At 52.1% G+C, this 18,255-nt stretch carries 14 protein-coding genes; 11 read left to right on the forward strand and 3 right to left on the reverse strand.

From position 1 onward, the window contains the following. Window positions 1-98 precede the first annotated feature (98 nt). From AWQ24_RS13620 to AWQ24_RS13645, 6 genes are all read left to right on the forward strand, one after another. Entirely contained in the window at window positions 99-1,517 is a 1,419-nt protein-coding gene (locus tag AWQ24_RS13620) for a hypothetical protein (RefSeq protein WP_065717396.1), read from the forward strand. Between the two features lie 34 nt (window positions 1,518-1,551). Beyond that, the gene (locus AWQ24_RS13625; RefSeq protein ID WP_065717123.1) at window positions 1,552-2,556 is read left to right on the forward strand and encodes a DUF1822 family protein; all 1,005 of its coding nucleotides are present in this window, start codon (window positions 1,552-1,554) and stop codon (window positions 2,554-2,556) included. Beyond that, window positions 2,522-5,845, forward strand: a complete 3,324-nt coding sequence (locus tag AWQ24_RS13630) for a CHAT domain-containing protein (RefSeq protein WP_083993544.1) — start codon at window positions 2,522-2,524, stop codon at window positions 5,843-5,845. The genes AWQ24_RS13625 and AWQ24_RS13630 overlap by 35 nt, the downstream gene beginning before the upstream one ends. Window positions 5,846-5,885: 40 nt before the next feature. Continuing rightward, entirely contained in the window at window positions 5,886-7,055 is a 1,170-nt protein-coding gene (locus AWQ24_RS13635; protein ID WP_065717125.1) for a hypothetical protein, read from the forward strand. A 6-nt stretch (window positions 7,056-7,061) separates the two neighbouring features. Then, a complete protein-coding gene (locus AWQ24_RS13640; RefSeq protein WP_065717126.1) occupies window positions 7,062-8,222 on the forward strand; it encodes an energy transducer TonB in 1,161 nt (386 codons plus the stop codon). Window positions 8,223-8,343: 121 nt separating this feature from the next. After that, the gene (locus AWQ24_RS13645; RefSeq protein WP_065717127.1) at window positions 8,344-9,162 is read left to right on the forward strand and encodes a hypothetical protein; all 819 of its coding nucleotides are present in this window, start codon (window positions 8,344-8,346) and stop codon (window positions 9,160-9,162) included. A 100-nt stretch (window positions 9,163-9,262) separates the two neighbouring features. On the opposite strand, the gene AWQ24_RS13650 is transcribed toward AWQ24_RS13645, so the two are convergent. After that, complete coding sequence (locus tag AWQ24_RS13650; protein ID WP_062436150.1) at window positions 9,263-9,715, reverse strand: EVE domain-containing protein; 453 nt, start codon at window positions 9,713-9,715, stop codon at window positions 9,263-9,265. A gap of 179 nt (window positions 9,716-9,894) precedes the next feature. Here AWQ24_RS13650 and AWQ24_RS13655 point away from each other — a divergent pair, with 179 nt between their 5' ends. Beyond that, entirely contained in the window at window positions 9,895-11,613 is a 1,719-nt protein-coding gene (locus AWQ24_RS13655; protein ID WP_065717128.1) for an ABC-ATPase domain-containing protein, read from the forward strand. 94 nt (window positions 11,614-11,707) lie between these two features. Beyond that, the gene (locus AWQ24_RS13660; RefSeq protein ID WP_012308284.1) at window positions 11,708-12,265 is read left to right on the forward strand and encodes a universal stress protein; all 558 of its coding nucleotides are present in this window, start codon (window positions 11,708-11,710) and stop codon (window positions 12,263-12,265) included. A gap of 12 nt (window positions 12,266-12,277) precedes the next feature. Here the strand turns inward: AWQ24_RS13660 and AWQ24_RS13665 are convergent, their stop codons facing one another. Further along, window positions 12,278-13,579, reverse strand: coding sequence for a hypothetical protein (locus tag AWQ24_RS13665; protein ID WP_030007381.1), 1,302 nt, complete (start codon window positions 13,577-13,579; stop codon window positions 12,278-12,280). A gap of 373 nt (window positions 13,580-13,952) precedes the next feature. Here AWQ24_RS13665 and murF point away from each other — a divergent pair, with 373 nt between their 5' ends. Beyond that, window positions 13,953-15,305, forward strand: coding sequence for a UDP-N-acetylmuramoyl-tripeptide--D-alanyl-D-alanine ligase (gene murF, locus AWQ24_RS13670; protein WP_198161481.1), 1,353 nt, complete (start codon window positions 13,953-13,955; stop codon window positions 15,303-15,305). A gap of 65 nt (window positions 15,306-15,370) precedes the next feature. Here murF and AWQ24_RS13675 read toward each other — a convergent pair whose 3' ends face one another. Continuing rightward, window positions 15,371-16,297, reverse strand: coding sequence for a type II secretion system F family protein (locus AWQ24_RS13675; RefSeq protein WP_065717129.1), 927 nt, complete (start codon window positions 16,295-16,297; stop codon window positions 15,371-15,373). Between the two features lie 171 nt (window positions 16,298-16,468). On the opposite strand from AWQ24_RS13675, the gene AWQ24_RS13680 reads away from it, so the two are divergent. Beyond that, entirely contained in the window at window positions 16,469-17,035 is a 567-nt protein-coding gene (locus tag AWQ24_RS13680; protein WP_062436702.1) for a thylakoid membrane photosystem I accumulation factor, read from the forward strand. A 191-nt stretch (window positions 17,036-17,226) separates the two neighbouring features. After that, complete coding sequence (locus tag AWQ24_RS13685) at window positions 17,227-18,225, forward strand: SPFH domain-containing protein (RefSeq protein WP_065717130.1); 999 nt, start codon at window positions 17,227-17,229, stop codon at window positions 18,223-18,225. The last annotated feature ends 30 nt before the right edge of the window (window positions 18,226-18,255 follow it).

Raw genomic sequence — 18,255 nt, forward strand, 5'->3', positions numbered from 1 at the left:
AAGAAAAAGCTCAACTAAGATGTATAGCGGCAAGATAATGGTACTTACAAAAACACCGCTATGCATTTTTGCTTGAATGGGAAACCCAAGGGGAGATCATGAGTTATCCGAAGCAGTACTGGCATTTATATCGCATCAGTCTCCAGCACCGCCAAGGATATCACTGGGCACCGCTCCCGACCGCCCAAACTTGGTTAGAGACTACAACTTTTTCGGCTAATTCTTTACCAGAACAGCTCCTCCAGGTGTTTCAATCGACCCAAGGGGAGCCGTACTACCAGGCCTTAGCGGGATTGTGTTTACGGTGTTATGTGTCCCAGCCGATTCTCCAAAGCTGCCAACGCCTCGCGAGTTTATTTAGTGCCCAACAGAATTTTTCTTACCAAGACCTTTTGCCCCTGGTGCTCCACGATGACGGCCAGAGGTTAATTTTGATCGACGAGGCTACAGACAGCAATCAAGTTCAACTCAACGAAGCGGCTCAGCTTAGTCCCTGCCAGTTCCAAATTTTTGCGGTGGAAATTTTACGTTCCTATGGGGCGCAGCGGGATAACAAACTCAGTTTGAAAAATTGGGCTTTTCTAAAAACAAAACAACATCCAGAAATCCGTGCTTTTTTAGCGGAATTTGGTTTTCAGCACCTTACGGATTGGGCCTTGTTAAACCGCGCCCGCAAAAGTCAGTTTGAGCAGTTAGCGCCTGCGGATCAACGTTTACTCAAAGCTTTCCATGCCGTGTATCGCCGCGATCGCCGCCAACAGACGAAACAACGCACCAAATGCCAGACCCCTACGGAAGCGCAACTTTTGGAAATGGATGCCTACTGTGTTGATCAGGGTTATCCGAGCCGCGCCCCCAAATTACTCCTGGGAGATTTGCATCGCCTCGCCGAACAGTTGCGGCAGTATGATATTTGGCGATCGCGCGAAAGTTTAGAAACCTATGATGCCGACAGCGGCGACTATGCCCCCAGGCGAGATCTCCCCCACGAAAGCCTCGACGAAGGGAACCTCGAACAACGGGAGATGATCCAATTTTTGCACAACCAATTGGCGATCGCCTTTGATGAGAGCCTCCAGGACAACCTCAAACAGAAACAAGCCAAATTAGCCAAAAGTAAACGCTACAAACCCTTTGCCGATCACTATTTGCAAGGTCTTTCTCTTTATTACATCCAGGCCCAATCCCTGGCAGAAATTGCCCCCCAACTGGGCATGAGTAGCTGGGATCAAGCCCGCCGCATCCTCAACCCCGGCGATTTGTTGAACCAAGTGCGCCGCCAAACCACGGAAAAATTACTCGCCAAACTCCTTGAGCTGGCCCACCAAAAAGGACTGGCTGGCCCAGAACCTGACCCAAACTACCTAAGTTCCCTTTGCCAGCAACTAGAACAATTTGTAGACCATGAACTGTTTACGGAAGCGGCCGCTGAAATCCGCAGTGGCAAGAACCGTCGCTTCGACAGTGCCTACGCCCAAAAACTAAAGCATTACTTAACGAATGCCACCCCAAACTAACCCCTAATCTTGCTTGACGCCGAGGAGCCCCAAAATGTTCACCCAATCTGAATTCCGCCTACTCATCCCCGAAGAAATTACCCTCAGCGAGCTTGACTATGCCCTCGTCCAAACCTGGCCTGCTGGAAATTTGCCAGAAGCTGACCAGTGGCAGGCTTATTTAAACGGGCTGGGGTTAGTGGCCTTTGAAAATTGGCTTGGCGATCGCCTCCCGGAAAAACGCCACCAGCGGGATCTCTCTCATCTCTCTCAGGTGGCCTATGTGACGGTGGGGGATTTTAAAGTTTGTCTCCTGGCCCAAAGCGATTACCTCGACGAACAGGTGCTCTGGCCCCAGGACTATCTTGAACAGCCAGAACTCGCCGCCCATTTCTACGGCATTATCGAAGTGGATGAAGAATCAGAAACCGTCATTCTCAGAGGAATTAGCCGGGGCGATCGCCTCCAAAATGCCCCCAAGCGGAACGGTCATTATCACTTAACCCTTGATCACTTTGATGCGGAACTGAATCACTTCCTCGCCGACTGCCGTTACCTTTCCCCTGCCGCCATTCCCCTCCCTGTGAATGTCTTCGCGGAACTGAAAGCCCAAGTCACCGAAACTGCTACCAAACTCGGCAACTGGTTTGACGGCCTCCTCGACCAAGGTTGGCAAGCCCTCGATCAACTGATGCTGCCAGAAGCCCAGCTCGCCTTTGCGACCCGTAATCTCAGTGAAGATATTCAAGCGGGAAAACTCCTTGATCTCGGTCTAAGTCTGGGCAATCAGCAGGTGGTTTTGCTTGTCACCCTCGCCCCCAGTGACGAAGACGATAAAGTGCGTATCCAGGCGCGACTCCTCCCCTTCGAGGCAGAATATCTCCCAGCGAATTTAAGCATTGCCCTCAAGTCTAAATCTGGCAAAGTCTTACAAACAATCACCAGTCGGCAACAGGATAGCTACATTCAACTCAAACCCTTCAAGGGTGTCCCCGGTAAAGTATTTCAAGTGGAGGTAAGCGGCGATGGTTGCACCGTCAACGAAACCTTTGAAATTTAATTGGCTCAGTGATGCTAGCGTCACCATTTCCCTGGCCTTTGGTCGGGGGAGCCTCACCGAAGGGTTTCCGACAATCACAGCCCAGATTTGGGAGATGGATGTCCCTTTACCCCAGCAATTTGTTGGACAACTGCCCGCTTTCCCAGACTTGCTCAATAGTCTACAGCAATGGCAAACGGTTTATCTCGCCCTCGCCCAACGGCTGCAATTGGGACGACAGCGACAGGCCGAGGGAATGCGCAGTTTTGACGGTGATGACGATGATTTTGAGATCGAAGAAGACGCCGTTACCCATGTGTCCCAGGTCAGCTTTGAAGACTTGTCCCAGCGGCTCCAACGGCAACTGAATGAATGGCTCCTCAGCCCCGGATTTACGCCCATTGTCCAGGCATTGCGATCGCATCTTTCCCCAGAGATGCCCCTGCGGTTAATTTTGCAGACGGATGACCCACACCTGCACCATTTGCCCTGGCAGGGTTGGCAATTTTTGGTGGATTATCCCCTGGCGGAAGTGGCCCTCAGTCAGCCCCAGTTTTATCGTTTAAAAGACATCACCCCCCAGAAAAAACGGCAACAGGTACGCATTTTGGCGATCCTCGGCAGCAGCCAGGGCATCGATCTGACGGCGGAACAACAACAACTCTCTGAAATTCCCGATGCGGAGGTGCACTTTTTAACGCAGCCCACCCGCCAGGAATTTGATGCGGCCCTCTGGGATGACCAGGGTTGGGATATTTTATTTTTTGCGGGCCACAGCCAGACAGAACAACAAACGGGCCGCCTCTATCTCCACGATGGGCCAGAACATCGCAGCTTAACCCTGGAGCATTTACAGGAAGGCCTGCGCACGGCCCTGGAATGGGGTTTGCAGTTGGCAATTTTCAATTCCTGTGACGGGTTGGGTTTGGCGAATAGTTTAGGCAATCTCCAAATTCCCGTGACCATTGTGATGCGCGAACCGGTGCCGAATCGGGTCGCCCAGGACTTTTTTCAGCACTTTCTTGAAGGTTATGCGATCGCCCAACTGCCCCTTTATCAAGCAGTGAAACAGGCTCGTCGCCAACTGCAAGGCCTAGAAAATGATTATCCTGGGGCTGCTTGGCTACCAATTATTTGCCAAAATAGCGCTTTATTGCCCCCCACTTGGTTGCAACTCGGTGGTTTGCCCCCCTGTCCCTATCGCGGTTTAAATACCTTCCAGGAACAGGATGCGGCGGTTTATTTCGGGCGGGAAAGTTTGCGAGAAAAGTTGGTAGAACGGCTCCAAAGCCAACCGCTGTTACCATTGGTGGGGGCATCCGGTAGTGGGAAATCGTCCCTGGTGTTTGCGGGGATTGTGCCCCAGTTGCGACAGGATGCCAGGTACAACTGGGCGATCCAGGTAATGCGTCCCGAAAATGATCCCGTAGCAAGGTTGGCCCATGCCGTGGCGATGTGGCAGCCCGATATTTCAGAAACAAAATTGTTGCAATCCTTCCGAGGGGATACTCAAAGTTTAGGGACAGCGTTAGGACAAATTCAGCAAACCCAACCAAGGCAAACCCGCCGACTGTTGATCATTGATCAATTCGAGGAACTTTTTACCCTTAATCACCCAGAGGCACAGCGGCAATTTTTAGATCTGTTGGTGGCCGCCATCCAAGAAGCGCCCCAGTTTGTGGTGCTGCTTACTCTGCGGGCCGATTGTGTCGGGCCAGTGCTAGAACATCCCGGCCTGGGGAAACTCTGGCAACGCCATGAACCAGAATTTTTGCTGCCCCTTTCCCGTGCGGATCTCCAGGCGGCGATCGCCCAACCCGCAGCCCTGATGGGAGTAAGGTTTGAGCCGGGTTTAGTGGAAAAAATAATCACAGAAGTACAAGACCAGGTGGGGAATTTACCCCTCCTCGAATTTGCCCTGACCCAACTGTGGCCCCACCAAGAGAAAGGTTGGCTTACCCATACCGCCTACGAAAATTTGGGGGGAATTACCGCCGCGCTCCGGGACTATGCCGAACAGGTTTATGGAAAACTCTCCGCTGACCAGCGGCCCCAGGTGCAAGCCCTCTTTTTGCAACTGATCCAAGTGCGGGAAGGAGCCGAAGCTACCCGACGGATTCTGCCGCAAACAGAAGTTAAAGCCTGGCCTCTCGCGTTGCAATTAGCTTCAGAACGGCTGTTGACGACGAACCGCGACCCGATCCGCAATACTGAAACCGTCGAAATTGTCCATGAAGCGTTAATTCGTCACTGGCAACGTCTCCAGGGTTGGATTGCCGACAATGCTGATTTCCTGCGGTGGCAAACCCGTTTAAATAACGCCATTGAGCAATGGGAAAGCCACAACAACAGCGACGGTTATCTGTTGCGACAAGCGCCCTTGGTGGAGGCAGAGTTTTGGCTGGATAAAAGTCCCGATCGCCTCAGTGATGCCCAACGGTTTTTTATCAACTTGGGTCTGGATTTACGTACCCAAGAGGAAACGGCGATCGCCCTACGGCAACAACGGGAGCTAGACCAGGAACGGAAAATTCGGCGCGGTGCCCAAAAACTGGCGGTACTTTCTTCTGTGGCTTTGGTATTGCTAGGTTTAGCGGGAGGCTGGACTTGGTGGGAACGCCAGCGATCGCTCAAAATTATCGAGACAGTTTCGATTAATAGCTCGGCCACAACCCCGACCCTCCTCCGGGATTTACCCCGGTTCCTGACCATTGCCCAACGGCGACAAAATACGGGGGACTTTGATTTGGCGATCGCCTATTACCAGAAAATTTTGCAGGAGATCACCAAACTCCAGGCGCGACCTGATTTAGCGGCGGCCCAGCAGCAGGAATTACAAGACCTTGCCAGCCAAACAGAACAACAATTGGTTGCGCTGATCCAACAGCAAAAATTGCCCACCCTCGAAACCGCCCTCGCCCAGGGAGAATTTGGCAGTCTCAAGCCCGAAACTAACCTTTTGGATTATGAAGATCAATATACCCCTGGGGCATTACGGGAAACTTATGGCCTCCTTTTACGTCCCCAGGGAACAAACGCTGACCTCAACCAGGACGGGGAAATCAATAACCCGACGGAAGCCCAGCAACTCCCCTGTCAGCTTCTCCAAGACCTTGAAGCCCTCTGGCGTGACCACACCGATCAACAATGTGGTTTCTACGGTGATCGCTCCTTTTATGCCGCCCCGACCTGTGCGCCCCTCCAAGGCAGAACATTGACAGAAACGATTTTTGTGGGGGATTACGAGGCGATCGCCACGCAACTGAAAGCTTGCCAAGTGGCCCCAGAATCCGCTGATCCCTATGAATAATTTGACGCATTATTTAGCCAAACCATTGAGGAAAAATACCGTGAAGCCCCCGAAAATTGCCCTCCTGAGTAGCCTTTGTTGCCTCGGTTTTACGTCCTTGGCCGTGGCGACCTTGCCCCAAGCCAGCCAAATTGTTTCCGTGCGGGGCAATTACTTAATGATCCAACGGGGGAATCAACGGCCCAGCTTTGCCCGGATCGGCGATCGCCTCGAAAATCGTAGTCAAACTCTCCTTGTCCCCGGCAATAACTACTCCCTGGCGCGGTTGTCCTTTGTGGGTGGCGGCCAAAATTATGCTGGTTTAGCGGTGCAAGCTGGCCCCGATCTCCAGCAAACCCATTATCAATTTCCCTGTGTCGTCAGTCGGGGTAAAGTCACCCTCAGTTGGCGTCAGGGCAATAATCGCGGTTGTGAAGAAGGGATTTATCTCAGCCCCAACCGCAGCAATAAAAAAGGCTTGAAACAAACAGAAAAAGAAAAGGCGACGACAAAGGTTATCGAGGGGATTGTCATCCAGCCCAAGGACAGCAATGAAGTGATCCTCCAGGCCCGCACCCTAGGCGATCGCCAGATTGTTGATGCCCTAGTTGGCGAAATCACCCTCACTTCGGCGGCTCACCCCAGAGGGTTTAAGCTCCAGCCCGGCCAACGCTACAGCCTCGATGGGACGAACCCTAACGCCAGCCCCCAGGTGGAACCGATTAATGCGACGGCCATTCTCAATTCCCCCGAATTGCAAGAATTTCTCGCCCCCAGTAGTTGGCTTCCCCAAGAAGAAACCCTGGCCAATGCTCCGACGACCCCCAACTCCGGCTGGCCGATCCGTCCCCCCGTCCAGCAACTGCCGACCGGAAATACCGCTGGGTCAAATAATGGCGGTTTCTGCGAAAACTACTTCACCGCTCTCCAAAGTTTTCTCCAGGAAGCCCAAACAATCGCGCCGGGGGCTTGGGACTTTACCAACAACCCCTATGCTTTTTTGGCGCAACCGGAGGCCAGTTGGCTAAACGATGTCAATGCTCCTGAGGGGCCACAACTGACGCGACTCCAGCAACGGGCCGAGGACTTTATCCGTGAGTTTGAGCGGTGTCAGTTTGCCTTACCGGATTTACCGACTGATCCCGAACCTGAAAACAATCCCAACGATCTCTCCCCCGAAAATCCAAATTCACCCCCGGAAATTTATCCCGATAGTCCTTCGTTCTACTAAAAAACTATGTTTAAGCCCATTACGTTATTGAATGTTGCGCTTCTGGGGCTTCTGGGTTTTACCCCCCTTCTCCAGGCCAGCACCCCCAATGCCAGTCAGATTGCTTCTCTCCAGGGCGATCGCCTCTTACTCCAAAATGGCAACCAACGCCCCAACCCAGCCCGCGTGGGCAATCGTCTGACCAACCAAAGTCAAGCCTTAATCGTCCCCGGCAATAACCGTTCCCTAGCGCGCCTTGCGTTCGTGGGCGGTGGCCAAAGTTACGATGGCCTCCTGTTACAGGCGGGGCCAGACCAACAACAAACGGAGTACCGCTTTCCCTGTGTCATTGTCGGCGGCAAAGTGACCCTCAGTTGGCGTCAGGGTAACAATCGCGGCTGTAAATATGGTGTCCATCTCAGTCCAGGACGGAGTTCAGCAGCCCCTAAACGACAGCAGAAATCCGGTGCTGCCAGCAAACAACTATCCCAGGATTTTTCGGAGATCAAGGAAGCCTCCCTCACCATTCAACCCCTGGGCAATGATCCAATTTTGCTCAGGGCCGTTGTTGACGATAATCTCCAGGCCGTTGAAACGCTCCAAGGGGAAATTTTGATTATTTCGGCCCAATATCCAGAGGGTTTGCGGCTCCGTAGTGGTGAGCGTTATTTCAATTTGGGTGACGGTCAAGATCAAGTGGAGCCTTTTAACCCCACCGAGGCGATCGCCAATTCCCCAGATTTACAGGAATTTTTAAACCCTGAGATCTGGCGCGAGTCCCAGTTACCGGCTCCCGTTTCCCAGGACATCAACAACCACCTGATCGCGTTTCGGGATCTCAATCAAAATACGGCCACTACCGATACCCCGGACATGACCGACCTGAGTTTAGCCTGTCAAGCTGAGGTGGATTTTTATCTAGCCAACCTCAAAGCCACCATGGGCAATACCTGGCGGCCCCCCTATCCGCCGTCCCCTGGGGTCTGGCGCACCGAAGTTAACTATCTCCTCACTAAAGATGGTCGCATCCAAAATCTCCAGGTGGCCCAGTCCAGCGGCGCCAACATTATTGATCAGGCAGCCCTAAGCCATGTGCGTACCCTCGAACAGCGATTCGAGCCGTTCCCTAGTTGCTATCCCTACGAAGCTTTGCCCGTCGATAACAACTTCACCGTCCGTTATCAATAGAGGCGTTGATCCTAAAAAACTGCATCAGTTCCCCAAGCCAGTAACTACTACCCAGCATCGAGCCAAGGTGATGATTCTCCCGCACCCCTCGAAGCCGCTATTTTTACTGGAAGAACCTGCCATGTTGTTTCAATCCTCTCTCTACCAACGCCTCCTCAAGTCTGCAACGATTCCTTTTCTGTCTCTCTTGGTAATGGGTACCCCGGCCCCCGCCTTTGCCAACCCCCAAGGGGCGATCGCCGAGCCTTCCCTTGAAGTCCAATTGCAACAACTCAAAGCTCGCCTTGCTGGTCTCGAAGCCCGCACTGGCAGCACCGATACCACTACCCAAACCGTTGCCGCAGCACCGATTAACTCTTCCCCGAATCATCAGTCTCCTACGCCGACGACCCTTGCAACGCCTTCCGTCACTCCCGCTGCCCCCACTTCCCTGATGGCAAAACTCAGCCCCGCCAGTGCCATTTTGGTGAACTTTCCCAGTGCTGTCGTTGTCGATGTCGGCCAAAAAGATGACTATCCTTTGACCCTGCCGTTATTCCAAGATCTCCGGAGTGCATCGGGAGAACTGCTCGCCCCAGCAAATACCCCCATTACCCTACTGGTCAAACCCCATAAAGATGGTGCAATCCTTGTCGCTGATTCGATTATTGTCAATGGCCAAGTGGTGAACATCCAGGCCCAAAGTAGCACGATGATTCCTGGCCGCACCGTCACCCAACGCACTGCCCAAGAAATGGCCAAGCAAAACAGTGCCGTTTGGGGAAATCTCACCACCTCCCTCGCTGGGGCTGCTGGCACAAGTATTGGTACCCAACAACAGTTTGGCTTCCTCGGCGCGGCGGTAGGGATTCTCTCCGGCATGGGTTCCCCTGATGACCTCCGGATCGTCGAAATCCCGGCTGGCTCTGTCCACCTCCTGCAAGTCCAAGCCCAGAATTAACTCTGGTATCACTTCCAGCAAGGCAAAATTTAAAGTTTTAACGGGTAAAGGGTTTGGGAATCACCTTTTACCTTTTTCTATGGTCACAAACAAGCTTTATCTAAGACACCATCGCCAGGAGTCGTTCAGCAACGGTTTCAGGAACAGGCATCACAGAAAGACGATTACCCCGCCGCACCACGGCAAATTCTTCGGGGGTAAAGCTGGCCTTGAGTTGATCCAGGGTGATGATCTCGGCAAAGGTTTCTTGGTAGCCCACTTCGACGGTGTACCAGCGAGGTTTTTCTGGGGTCGCCTTGGGGTCAAAATATTTACTTTCCGGGTTAAATTGGCTCGGATCAACCAGATTCGCTTGGGTGACGCTAGCAAGACCGACGATACCGGGGGGTTTGGTGTTGGAGTGGTAAAAAAAGAGGCGATCGCCTTTTTCCATTTGCTGTAAAAAATTCCGCGCTTGATAGTTCCGCACCCCATCCCAGAGTTCTGTCCCATCGGCAGCCAAGTCCGCCAAACTATATTCACTGGGTTCTGATTTGATCAACCAATAGCGCATGGATGCAGTGATGAAAGGAAAAAAATTACAAGAATCACGTTTACTGTAGCGTGTTTTGGTCAGGCAGAAGGACAATTTCTAGGGTGAAAATTTGGGTTGCATCGGCCCTAAAGTGTAATCTGGAGAGCACGTCATTCGTTTCTCAGCCACTTGATTTTAGTGCGTTTGCCAGTTGATCTATGAAAAGCCAAGCCGATCTTTCCGCGCTCCTGTTTGCACTCGATAGCCGGGGATATAAGGCCTACAAGCAGATAAAAGGGGAGTACAGCTTCCCAGACTTCACACTGATCATTGATTACGTCCAGGGAGATCCCTTTGCCGCTCCGACCCAGTGCAGTGTGATTGTCCCCCAGGCGATCGCCCAGTTTCCCCCTGCCCTCTACAACAGCCTCAGTCGCGAAATTGCCCTACGGGATTACCTCACCAGGCAGTTTTATCAAGTGGCCAAAGACTTTAGTGGCTTTCGGGGGACAGGTAAAAGCGGCTTGATCCAAGGGGTAGAACCTGCCCAGGAAATATTAGAACGCACTGCTGTATTTATTGATGACCAGGACTTAGAAGTACGTTTTTGGGTGGGCTTACCCGCTAAGGGACGGTCGATTTTAGGTCGCCAAGCGGAGGAAATGCTGTGCTACGACCTACCCCAGATTGTCCAAAAGTCCTTGCTTTTCCAGAACCTCAACGCCGCGGCCCTAAAAACCCACGTCGAAACTAGCGAAGATGCCGACTGGATCCGCAGTGAACTGGCGAAACGGGGTCTTGTTGCCTTCATTGCCAATGGGGCGATTTTACCCAGACAGAGCGGTGTCGATGCCCATCCTTTAACGGAAAATGTAATTCCCTTCCAGAGTCCCCCAGAACTTGCGGTGAGCTTTGACTGCCCAAACCATGGCCCAATCACAGGGATGGGGATCAAACAGGGCATTACCCTCATCGTTGGGGGCGGCTACCATGGTAAATCAACCCTGCTCAAAGGAATTGAATTAGGCGTGTATAACCATCTGCCGGGGGACGGGCGGGAATGGGTGATCACCGATGCTAACGCTGTAAAAATTCGGGCCGAGGACGGACGCAGCATCGCCAGTGTCGATATTTCACCGTTCATTAACCAATTGCCCCAGGGCCAATCGACCCAGACTTTTTCGAGCAATAATGCCAGTGGTAGTACCTCCCAGGCCACCAACATTATCGAAGCATTAGAAGTGGGAGCAACGGCTTTACTGCTAGACGAAGACACATCCGCCACGAACTTCATGATCCGCGATCGCCGCATGCAACAGCTCATCCACAAGGACAAAGAGCCAATCACGCCCTTTGTGGATAAGGTGCGCCAACTCTACCAAGATCATGGGGTTTCAATGATTCTCGTGATGGGGGGCAGTGGCGATTATTTCGATGTGGCCGATACGGTGATTGCCATGGATAATTTTCAACCCCAGGATGTCACCGCCACCGCTAAACACATTGCCGCCAACCACAAAACCGAAAGACGCCTAGAAGGAGGTACACAATTTGGCACCATTACCCCCCGTGTTCCTGCTGCCGAGAGCATTGATGCCAGTCGGGGAAAACGGGCCGTCACCATTAAAGTGCGCGATACCAGTCGCCTTGGGTTTGGCTCCGAAGACATTGACCTCAGTGCCGTGGAACAGTTAGTTGAAACGACCCAACTGCGGGCGATCGCCCTTGGTATTCTCTACGGTCGTGATCGGTATGGCCAAGATAATCTCACCCTTACAGAAATGTTGAACCGGGTTTTAGGCGACATCGAAGCAGAAGGACTTGATATTCTCAGTGAATATCCCCAGGCCGATTTGAGCTATTTCCGCAAATTTGAACTGGTGGCGGCCCTCAACCGTCTGCGATCGCTAGCCATTGTCCCCCAGGTGACAACATAAATTTTTCTCTCAAAGCCCTGGGATTTCCCCGATGGAATGACACACTGGAAGGAGAAAGGCACTGCTCTTGTTGTCACTGTCGGAGGACACTGCTATGTTACCGACCCCATCTGCCCAAACCACTACCCCTGGGCCACAGACGACGGCGATTCAAAAAATTCTCGTGGCCCTCGACTATCGCACCGAAGATCCCAGCATCTTTGCCCAGGCCCTCAATTTCGCCGAAAAATTCCAAGCGGCCCTCACCATTTTTCACTGCGTCCAGCCCCAACCTGTGGCGATGCCCGAAATCGGCTCCCTCGCGGCCTACGGAGGCATGATCGATTCAACGGCGATCGCCCTCCAAGAAGAACAATTCCATCAGCACCTCACCAATGTCGATCATTGGCTCCAAAGCCTCGCTCACCAAGCCCGCCACAAAAAAATCCCAACCACCATCCACCAACAAATTGGCGATCCCAGCGAAACCATTTGTGCGATCGCCAAAAACCAACAAGCCGACCTAATTATCCTCGGACGCCGGGGTTTAACGGGCCTAGGGGAAGTCTTTTTAGGGAGTGTCAGCAGCTACGTACTCCACCATGCACCCTGTTCCGTTCTGGTCGTGCAACATCCCCAAACTCCGGAAAAATCCCCTAAACACCGCAAGTAATCGTAAATCCCTTTACATAATTTGCTTGAGAAACGACACATCCGCATCACCAAAATGCACACTGAGGGCAATGTGGAGGTTTTCTAAGGATTTGATCAACCAAGGTACCCCCTCTTGGGATTGGGATTCGTAGTGGCTGAAGAGAATTGAAAAGCGCCTTTCGAGGTGGGGTTTCGCCTTACCGCACATCAAGACCAACTTCAGGAGCAATGCCACCGTCACCGTCGGGCCAAGGTTCGTGATCATATCTACAAAAACGTAATGCTCCGGCCGCTGGGGACTTTCCACAATGAGATAATTGAGCAGTTGACTGGCCGTACGCATCATCAACAACTCATTGGGTTTTTGGTGATCGTAGTTCGGCAACATGGTTTGCAGCTTTTGGTAGAGCCTCTGGTTAAACTGCAACTTGCCATACTTTTGATCGACGCTAGAAATTAAGTAGCTAAATAGCTCATGCTTAAAGTCTTCGTAGGAGAGAATTTCCGTCGTCCGGCGTAAAAAATATTGGGATAAGTCCCGGTAGCTGTGGCCCCGCTCCGGTTTCCCCACAAAATATTTCAGGGCCGTTCCCAACTCTCGCTCCGTGAGTAGGGTAGGATTTTGCACCCCCTGGAGCATTTGTTTAGCATCCTGAATCGAATGCTTACGGCGAGCCAGTTGAGCCAAACGCACCTGATACATGACATATTTAGAAAGGTCTAACTCAAAGGCCCGTTGAATTCTCGCTTGCACCTGACGGACGGTCTGCTGGTGTTCAAAGCTGCTATCTTCACTGAGCAGGCAGTGTTCATACAGATAGGGATAGCGTTGAATTAATTGGCCTACCGAAACGCTTTGGTCATTCCAGGTAAATTTCTTTTTACTGTCGTCGTCTTCTACCACCCGCGCCAAACGTTGCAGGGTGAGATATTGTTCGGAGGTACTAAAGTCCGCCACTAATTGGCGATGTAATTTCGTCAGGCGGGGCGTCGAAAGGCTCGGCGGCGGGATAGAGTCAAACAGTTCAACCAACCGAGGGATCGATTTTTGGAGCTGGGGGTGGATTTGCCAGCGGTTGATAATGATGTGACAGCAGCGGTTCAGAATGAATTTAAAATCTTCTTCGACACCGGGGGTTTTGAGGATAGTGATTAGGGCCTGGTGTAGTTCGGGGGTCGGCGCTTGACGTCCTTCAAGGAGAAATTGCTTGAATTCTTGGAGCAGCTCATCGGGGGTATGGCTCTGGACGGCGTGCATCAAATAGTCATATAGCTCTTGTTCGGCGGAATTGGTTTGCCGGAGATAAGAGGCGATGGGAGTTACTTTCGTCACGCTAATCGAGGAACTGGGTAAGGGATAGGCTGATTACAAGGCGAGGGACGACAGAGGAGAGCTATTAGATTTAGGGGAGACTGATTTTTTCTATCTTAAGTGGCAACTAAGGGGAAGAGGCGCGGCTTTTTGTGTTTTCTTGGTAAAGATCAAGGCTACGGTTGTAAAAACGGGTCTTGGGAGGGTTGAGCTTTGCTGCGGCTATTTTCTCTGATTTTACTAGGCTTCTGGGGTTTGGTTGCTAATTTTGTCACAGGGCATCTCTTTATAATGTAGGCGATCGCCGCCGCCACGATGGTGATAAATATCACGAAGGGCTACCCAAAATCCCGTAAGATTGCCTAGGAAAGTTTGTTGTGGGGTTACTCAAGTCATGGGGATTGTGTTGATGTTGTCTCAGTTGACGGCAATCTTGGGGGAAAATTTACGGCGATCGCCCCAACAGATTTCCCCTGAACCCGCCACCGGCGTTTCGACGGACACCAGAGACTTACAGCCGGGCAATGTATTTGTGGCCCTCATGGGCGAGAAATTTGATGGCCATGATTATGTTGACCAAGCATACCAGGCCGGGGCGATCGCCCTCATTACCAGTCGGCCCCTAGAGACGGATTTACCCCAGTGGATCGTCAACGATACCCTCCGGGCCTACCAAGATTTAGGGGCGTGGTGGCGGCAACAGGTCAACATTCCGGTGATTGGGATTACGGGTTCTGTGGGGAAAACCAGCACCAAGGAACTGATTGCGGGGGTTTTGGGCACCCAGGGAAACGTTCTCAAAACCGAGGCCAATTTTAACAATGAAATCGGCGTCCCCAAGACCTTGTTAAACCTGACCCCAGACCATGATTTTGCTGTGATTGAAATGGCGATGCGGGGACCAGGGGAAATTGCCCGACTCGCAGAAATTGCCCAGCCAACGATCGGCATTATTACCAACGTCGGGACAGCCCACATTGGTCGCCTCGGATCACGGGAGGCGATCGCCAAGGCCAAATGCGAACTGCTCGAATTTATGCCCAAGGACAGCGTGGCGATGCTCAACGCCGATAATGAGTTACTGATGGCGACGGCGGCAACGGTTTGGTCTGGGGAAACCCTCAGCTATGGGTTTAGCCAGGGGGATTTAACCGGGGAATACATCGCGCCGGATCAAGTCAAAGTGGCCGATCAAGTATTTCCGGTGCCCCTGGCGGGTCAGCACAATGCCCTCAATTACCTGGCGGCCCTAGGGGTGATGCAAGTGCTGGGTTTTGGTTGGCAGGGTTTAACGACGGAAATTTCCCTGGCCATGCCCAAAGGGCGATCGCAGCGCATTGTGCTTCCCAATGACATTGTGCTGTTAGATGAAACCTACAATGCGGGGCTAGAGTCGATGTTGGCGGCCCTTGATCTGCTGAAACAGACCCCCGGCGATCGCCACATTGCCGTGCTGGGGACAATGAAAGAACTGGGGGAATTTTCCGAAGCGCTCCATATTCAAGTGGGTGAAAAGGCCCAGGCCCTCGGTCTCGATCAGCTCTATGTGTTGGTGGATGACCCCGAAGCCCAGGCGATCGCCGATGGTGCCCCAGGGGTGCCGAGTCTTTGTTTCCCCGACCATGGGAGCTTAATCGAGCATTTACGGGTAACTATGCAACCTGGCGATCGCCTTTTATTTAAAGCCTCCAATTCCGTGGGCCTCAGTCGTGTGGTGGAAGCGCTCCAACAGGCCTATTCTGTCTAATGACCTAAACGTAGGGAGGGGAGGTTTTGCACACCTCTGCCCGCTTATTTCCTCGTTGGGGAAGGCTAAAAGGCCTCAAATTGCTGTTGCATCGACTGAATCACATCGGCCCCTAACAGCGCCACAAATACCCCAAAGCTCAACAGGCTTAACAGCAAAATTTGCACCCGCAACAACGTAAAACGGCGGGACAGTTCCCGTTGGTAATATTGGCGAATTTGACTAAAGCTGAGGGGCAAGGTGCCGGCTGTTTCCCCGGAGTGAATGATTTGGCGCACCATCGGCGAAAAATAGGGGGCGATCGCCGTCGTTAAATCTGTGCCCCGGCGCACCTGGGGTTCAATGCGTCGGCAAATGGTTTGGAGATCTGGATCTGGAAATCCTTCGGCTAACCAGGCGATCGCTGCCGTTAGGGGTAAACCACAATCCAGGGGCAACTGGAGATAACCCAGATGAATCAGCATCTGCAACCGAGTAATGTTTCGCAGCGGTGGCACCCGCCGTAAACCGAGGCGCAGCGGTTCCCAAGTGATCGCCCCATACAGAAAAATCATTAAGGCGATCGCCGTAACTAATGCCGTCGCCCCGAAGTCTCCCGCCAGGAGTGAACCCCCCAGCAACAGATAGATAACCATCACCCAAGACCAGACCATGACCAGCCCCCGCAAGAGCATCCCTCGGATTAAGCGCCGCCGTTCTGCCATTTCCACCAAGGTATCTGACACATCCCGGCAAACGGTCACCAAAGCGCCACTGGTTTCGGCAATCTCCAGGAGGGCGATCGCCCAGGCCGAAAACTCCGATCGCACCGGTAGCCAGCTTTCCCGGAGACTATGGCCCCGCTCTAACTGTAAAATTACCCCCTGCCAAGGCTCCCGTTGGCGCCGGGGAATTTCCCCCATGGCCAAGGCTACCGCCTGACCCAAGCCCATGCCTGCTTTGAGGGTTGCCCCCAACTGCCGAAAAAATAACGCCTGTTGCTGTTCTTTCATCGCAAATTATCTCTCTGCTGCACCATCGCAATCTAACCTCCCAGTACCGATAAGTATTTCTTCTTAGGTTTTCTGGCGATCGCTCTACCCATGCCCGTAGGCTAATGCGATAATTCACCATAGTGACGCCAGCCAAGTTCATAACCCTTTAAGTAAAACAAAAATTCCATGATGCAAGCCCGGCACCTTTCCCCCAAGCACATTCTTCTTAGCCTCCTCGTTATTCTCATAACAACGCTATCCCTATGTGTCACCCCCGCCTGGGCGAGCCTCAACGATGATCGCTACGATGGCAATGTTTTTGTTCTTTACGCAGGCAATGGTTCCCTCGTACCGCCCCGCCTCTCCCTCCAAGAAACTAGGGAACGGGAACTTCCCGCCATGTTGGTTTTTTATGCCGACGACAGTAGCGACAGTAAACGTTTTGCCCCCATTGTCTCCGAAATCCAGTCCTACTACGAAAAAGTGATCAGCATTATCCCCGTGGCGATCGACTCCATTCCCCAACAAAAAAGCTATAGCAAAGACGAAGTCGGTTATTACTACGGCGGAAAAATCCCCCAAACCGTCATTCTCGATGCCAAGGGCAAAGTCATTTTTAATGAAGTCGGCCAGAGCGATTTTAACGACATCGACAATACCTTCCGGAAGCTCTTTGACCTGCCCCTACGGGAAGGCGAGAACCTCAAAAAACCGATCCAATCCTTTAACGAATACAACTCCGGTTTCGCCCAATAACCACTACTTTTTCCCATAATCCAGTTCCTAGAGAATGAGCCAAGCGCTGATTCTCTTTTTTTATGTCCTGGTTTCACCTCCCCAGCCCAGGTAACTTTTCCACAACAGAAGCCCATCAAGACAAACGACCTGCGCTAGCCTGAAAACAAATCCTGCTTATATTTACTCAACAACCATTGAGGCAGATTCCAATGAACCCTTTAGTATTTATCATTTTGGCCCTGGGTGGTTCCGCTGTTTTTGGTTCCGTCAAGATTGTCAACGAAAAAAATCAATATTTAGTCGAAAGCCTCGGTAGCTATAAAAAAACCCTTGAACCGGGCTTAAATTTCGTCACCCCTTTTATCGACAAAATCGTTTATCGCGAGACCATCCGGGAAAAAGTTTTAGATGTCCCCCCCCAATCTTGCATCACCCGTGACAACGTTTCCATTAGCGTGGATGCGGTGGTTTACTGGCGCATTGTCGATATGTATAAAGCCTATTACAAGGTAGAAAATCTCCAATCGGCCATGGTGAACTTGGTTCTCACCCAAATCCGCTCGGAAATGGGCAAGCTAGAACTTGATGAAACCTTCACCGCCCGCACCGAAATTAACGAGCTCTTGCTGCGGGAATTGGATATTTCCACGGATCCTTGGGGCGTAAAAGTCACCCGGGTCGAACTGCGCGACATTGTCCCCTCTAAGGCAGTGCTGGACTCCATGGAACTGCAAATGGCCGCTGAACGGAAAAAACGGGCCGCAATCCTCACCTCTGAAGGGGAACGAGAATCGGCGGTTAACTCTGCCCAGGGTCGTGCTGAGTCCCAGGTGTTAGAGGCCGAATCTCAGAAAAAAGCAGCTATTCTCCAGGCAGAAGCAGAAAAAGAAGCGATTATCATGCGGGCGGAGGCGAAACGCCAGGAAGAAGTGATGCGCGCCCAGGCTTCTGCCCAAGCAATGCAAATTGTCGCCCAACAGCTCAAAACCAATCCTGCGGCCAGTGAAGCGTTGCAGTTTATCTTGGCCCAGCAATACCTCGAAATGGGGCAAACCATCGGGAGTAGCGGCAGTAGTAAGGTGATGTTCCTCGACCCCCGCAATATGATGTCTACCCTAGAGGGGATGAAATCGGTGATTGGTAATAATGCAGATATTGCCGCTTTAGACTTGGATTTAGACCAGTTGGATCGTCACCAGGCCGGTTAGATGCATTGCGGTTTGAGATAAAAAATAAAA

The sequence above is a fragment of the Picosynechococcus sp. PCC 8807 genome, assembly GCF_001693295.1.
Lineage (GTDB): Bacteria > Cyanobacteriota > Cyanobacteriia > Cyanobacteriales > MRBY01 > MRBY01.

Coding starts and splice junctions, on each gene's coding strand:
- AWQ24_RS13655 (WP_065717128.1), top strand. CDS start 9,895: ATGAAAAGCCAAGCCGATCTTTCCGCGCTCCTGTTTGCACTCGATAGC.
- AWQ24_RS13645 (WP_065717127.1), top strand. CDS start 8,344: ATGTTGTTTCAATCCTCTCTCTACCAACGCCTCCTCAAGTCTGCAACG.
- AWQ24_RS13650 (WP_062436150.1), bottom strand. CDS start 9,715: ATGCGCTATTGGTTGATCAAATCAGAACCCAGTGAATATAGTTTGGCG.
- murF (WP_198161481.1), top strand. CDS start 13,953: ATGGGGATTGTGTTGATGTTGTCTCAGTTGACGGCAATCTTGGGGGAA.
- AWQ24_RS13675 (WP_065717129.1), bottom strand. CDS start 16,297: ATGAAAGAACAGCAACAGGCGTTATTTTTTCGGCAGTTGGGGGCAACC.
- AWQ24_RS13625 (WP_065717123.1), top strand. CDS start 1,552: ATGTTCACCCAATCTGAATTCCGCCTACTCATCCCCGAAGAAATTACC.
- AWQ24_RS13620 (WP_065717396.1), top strand. CDS start 99: ATGAGTTATCCGAAGCAGTACTGGCATTTATATCGCATCAGTCTCCAG.
- AWQ24_RS13630 (WP_083993544.1), top strand. CDS start 2,522: ATGGTTGCACCGTCAACGAAACCTTTGAAATTTAATTGGCTCAGTGAT.
- AWQ24_RS13640 (WP_065717126.1), top strand. CDS start 7,062: ATGTTTAAGCCCATTACGTTATTGAATGTTGCGCTTCTGGGGCTTCTG.
- AWQ24_RS13660 (WP_012308284.1), top strand. CDS start 11,708: ATGTTACCGACCCCATCTGCCCAAACCACTACCCCTGGGCCACAGACG.
- AWQ24_RS13685 (WP_065717130.1), top strand. CDS start 17,227: ATGAACCCTTTAGTATTTATCATTTTGGCCCTGGGTGGTTCCGCTGTT.
- AWQ24_RS13680 (WP_062436702.1), top strand. CDS start 16,469: ATGCAAGCCCGGCACCTTTCCCCCAAGCACATTCTTCTTAGCCTCCTC.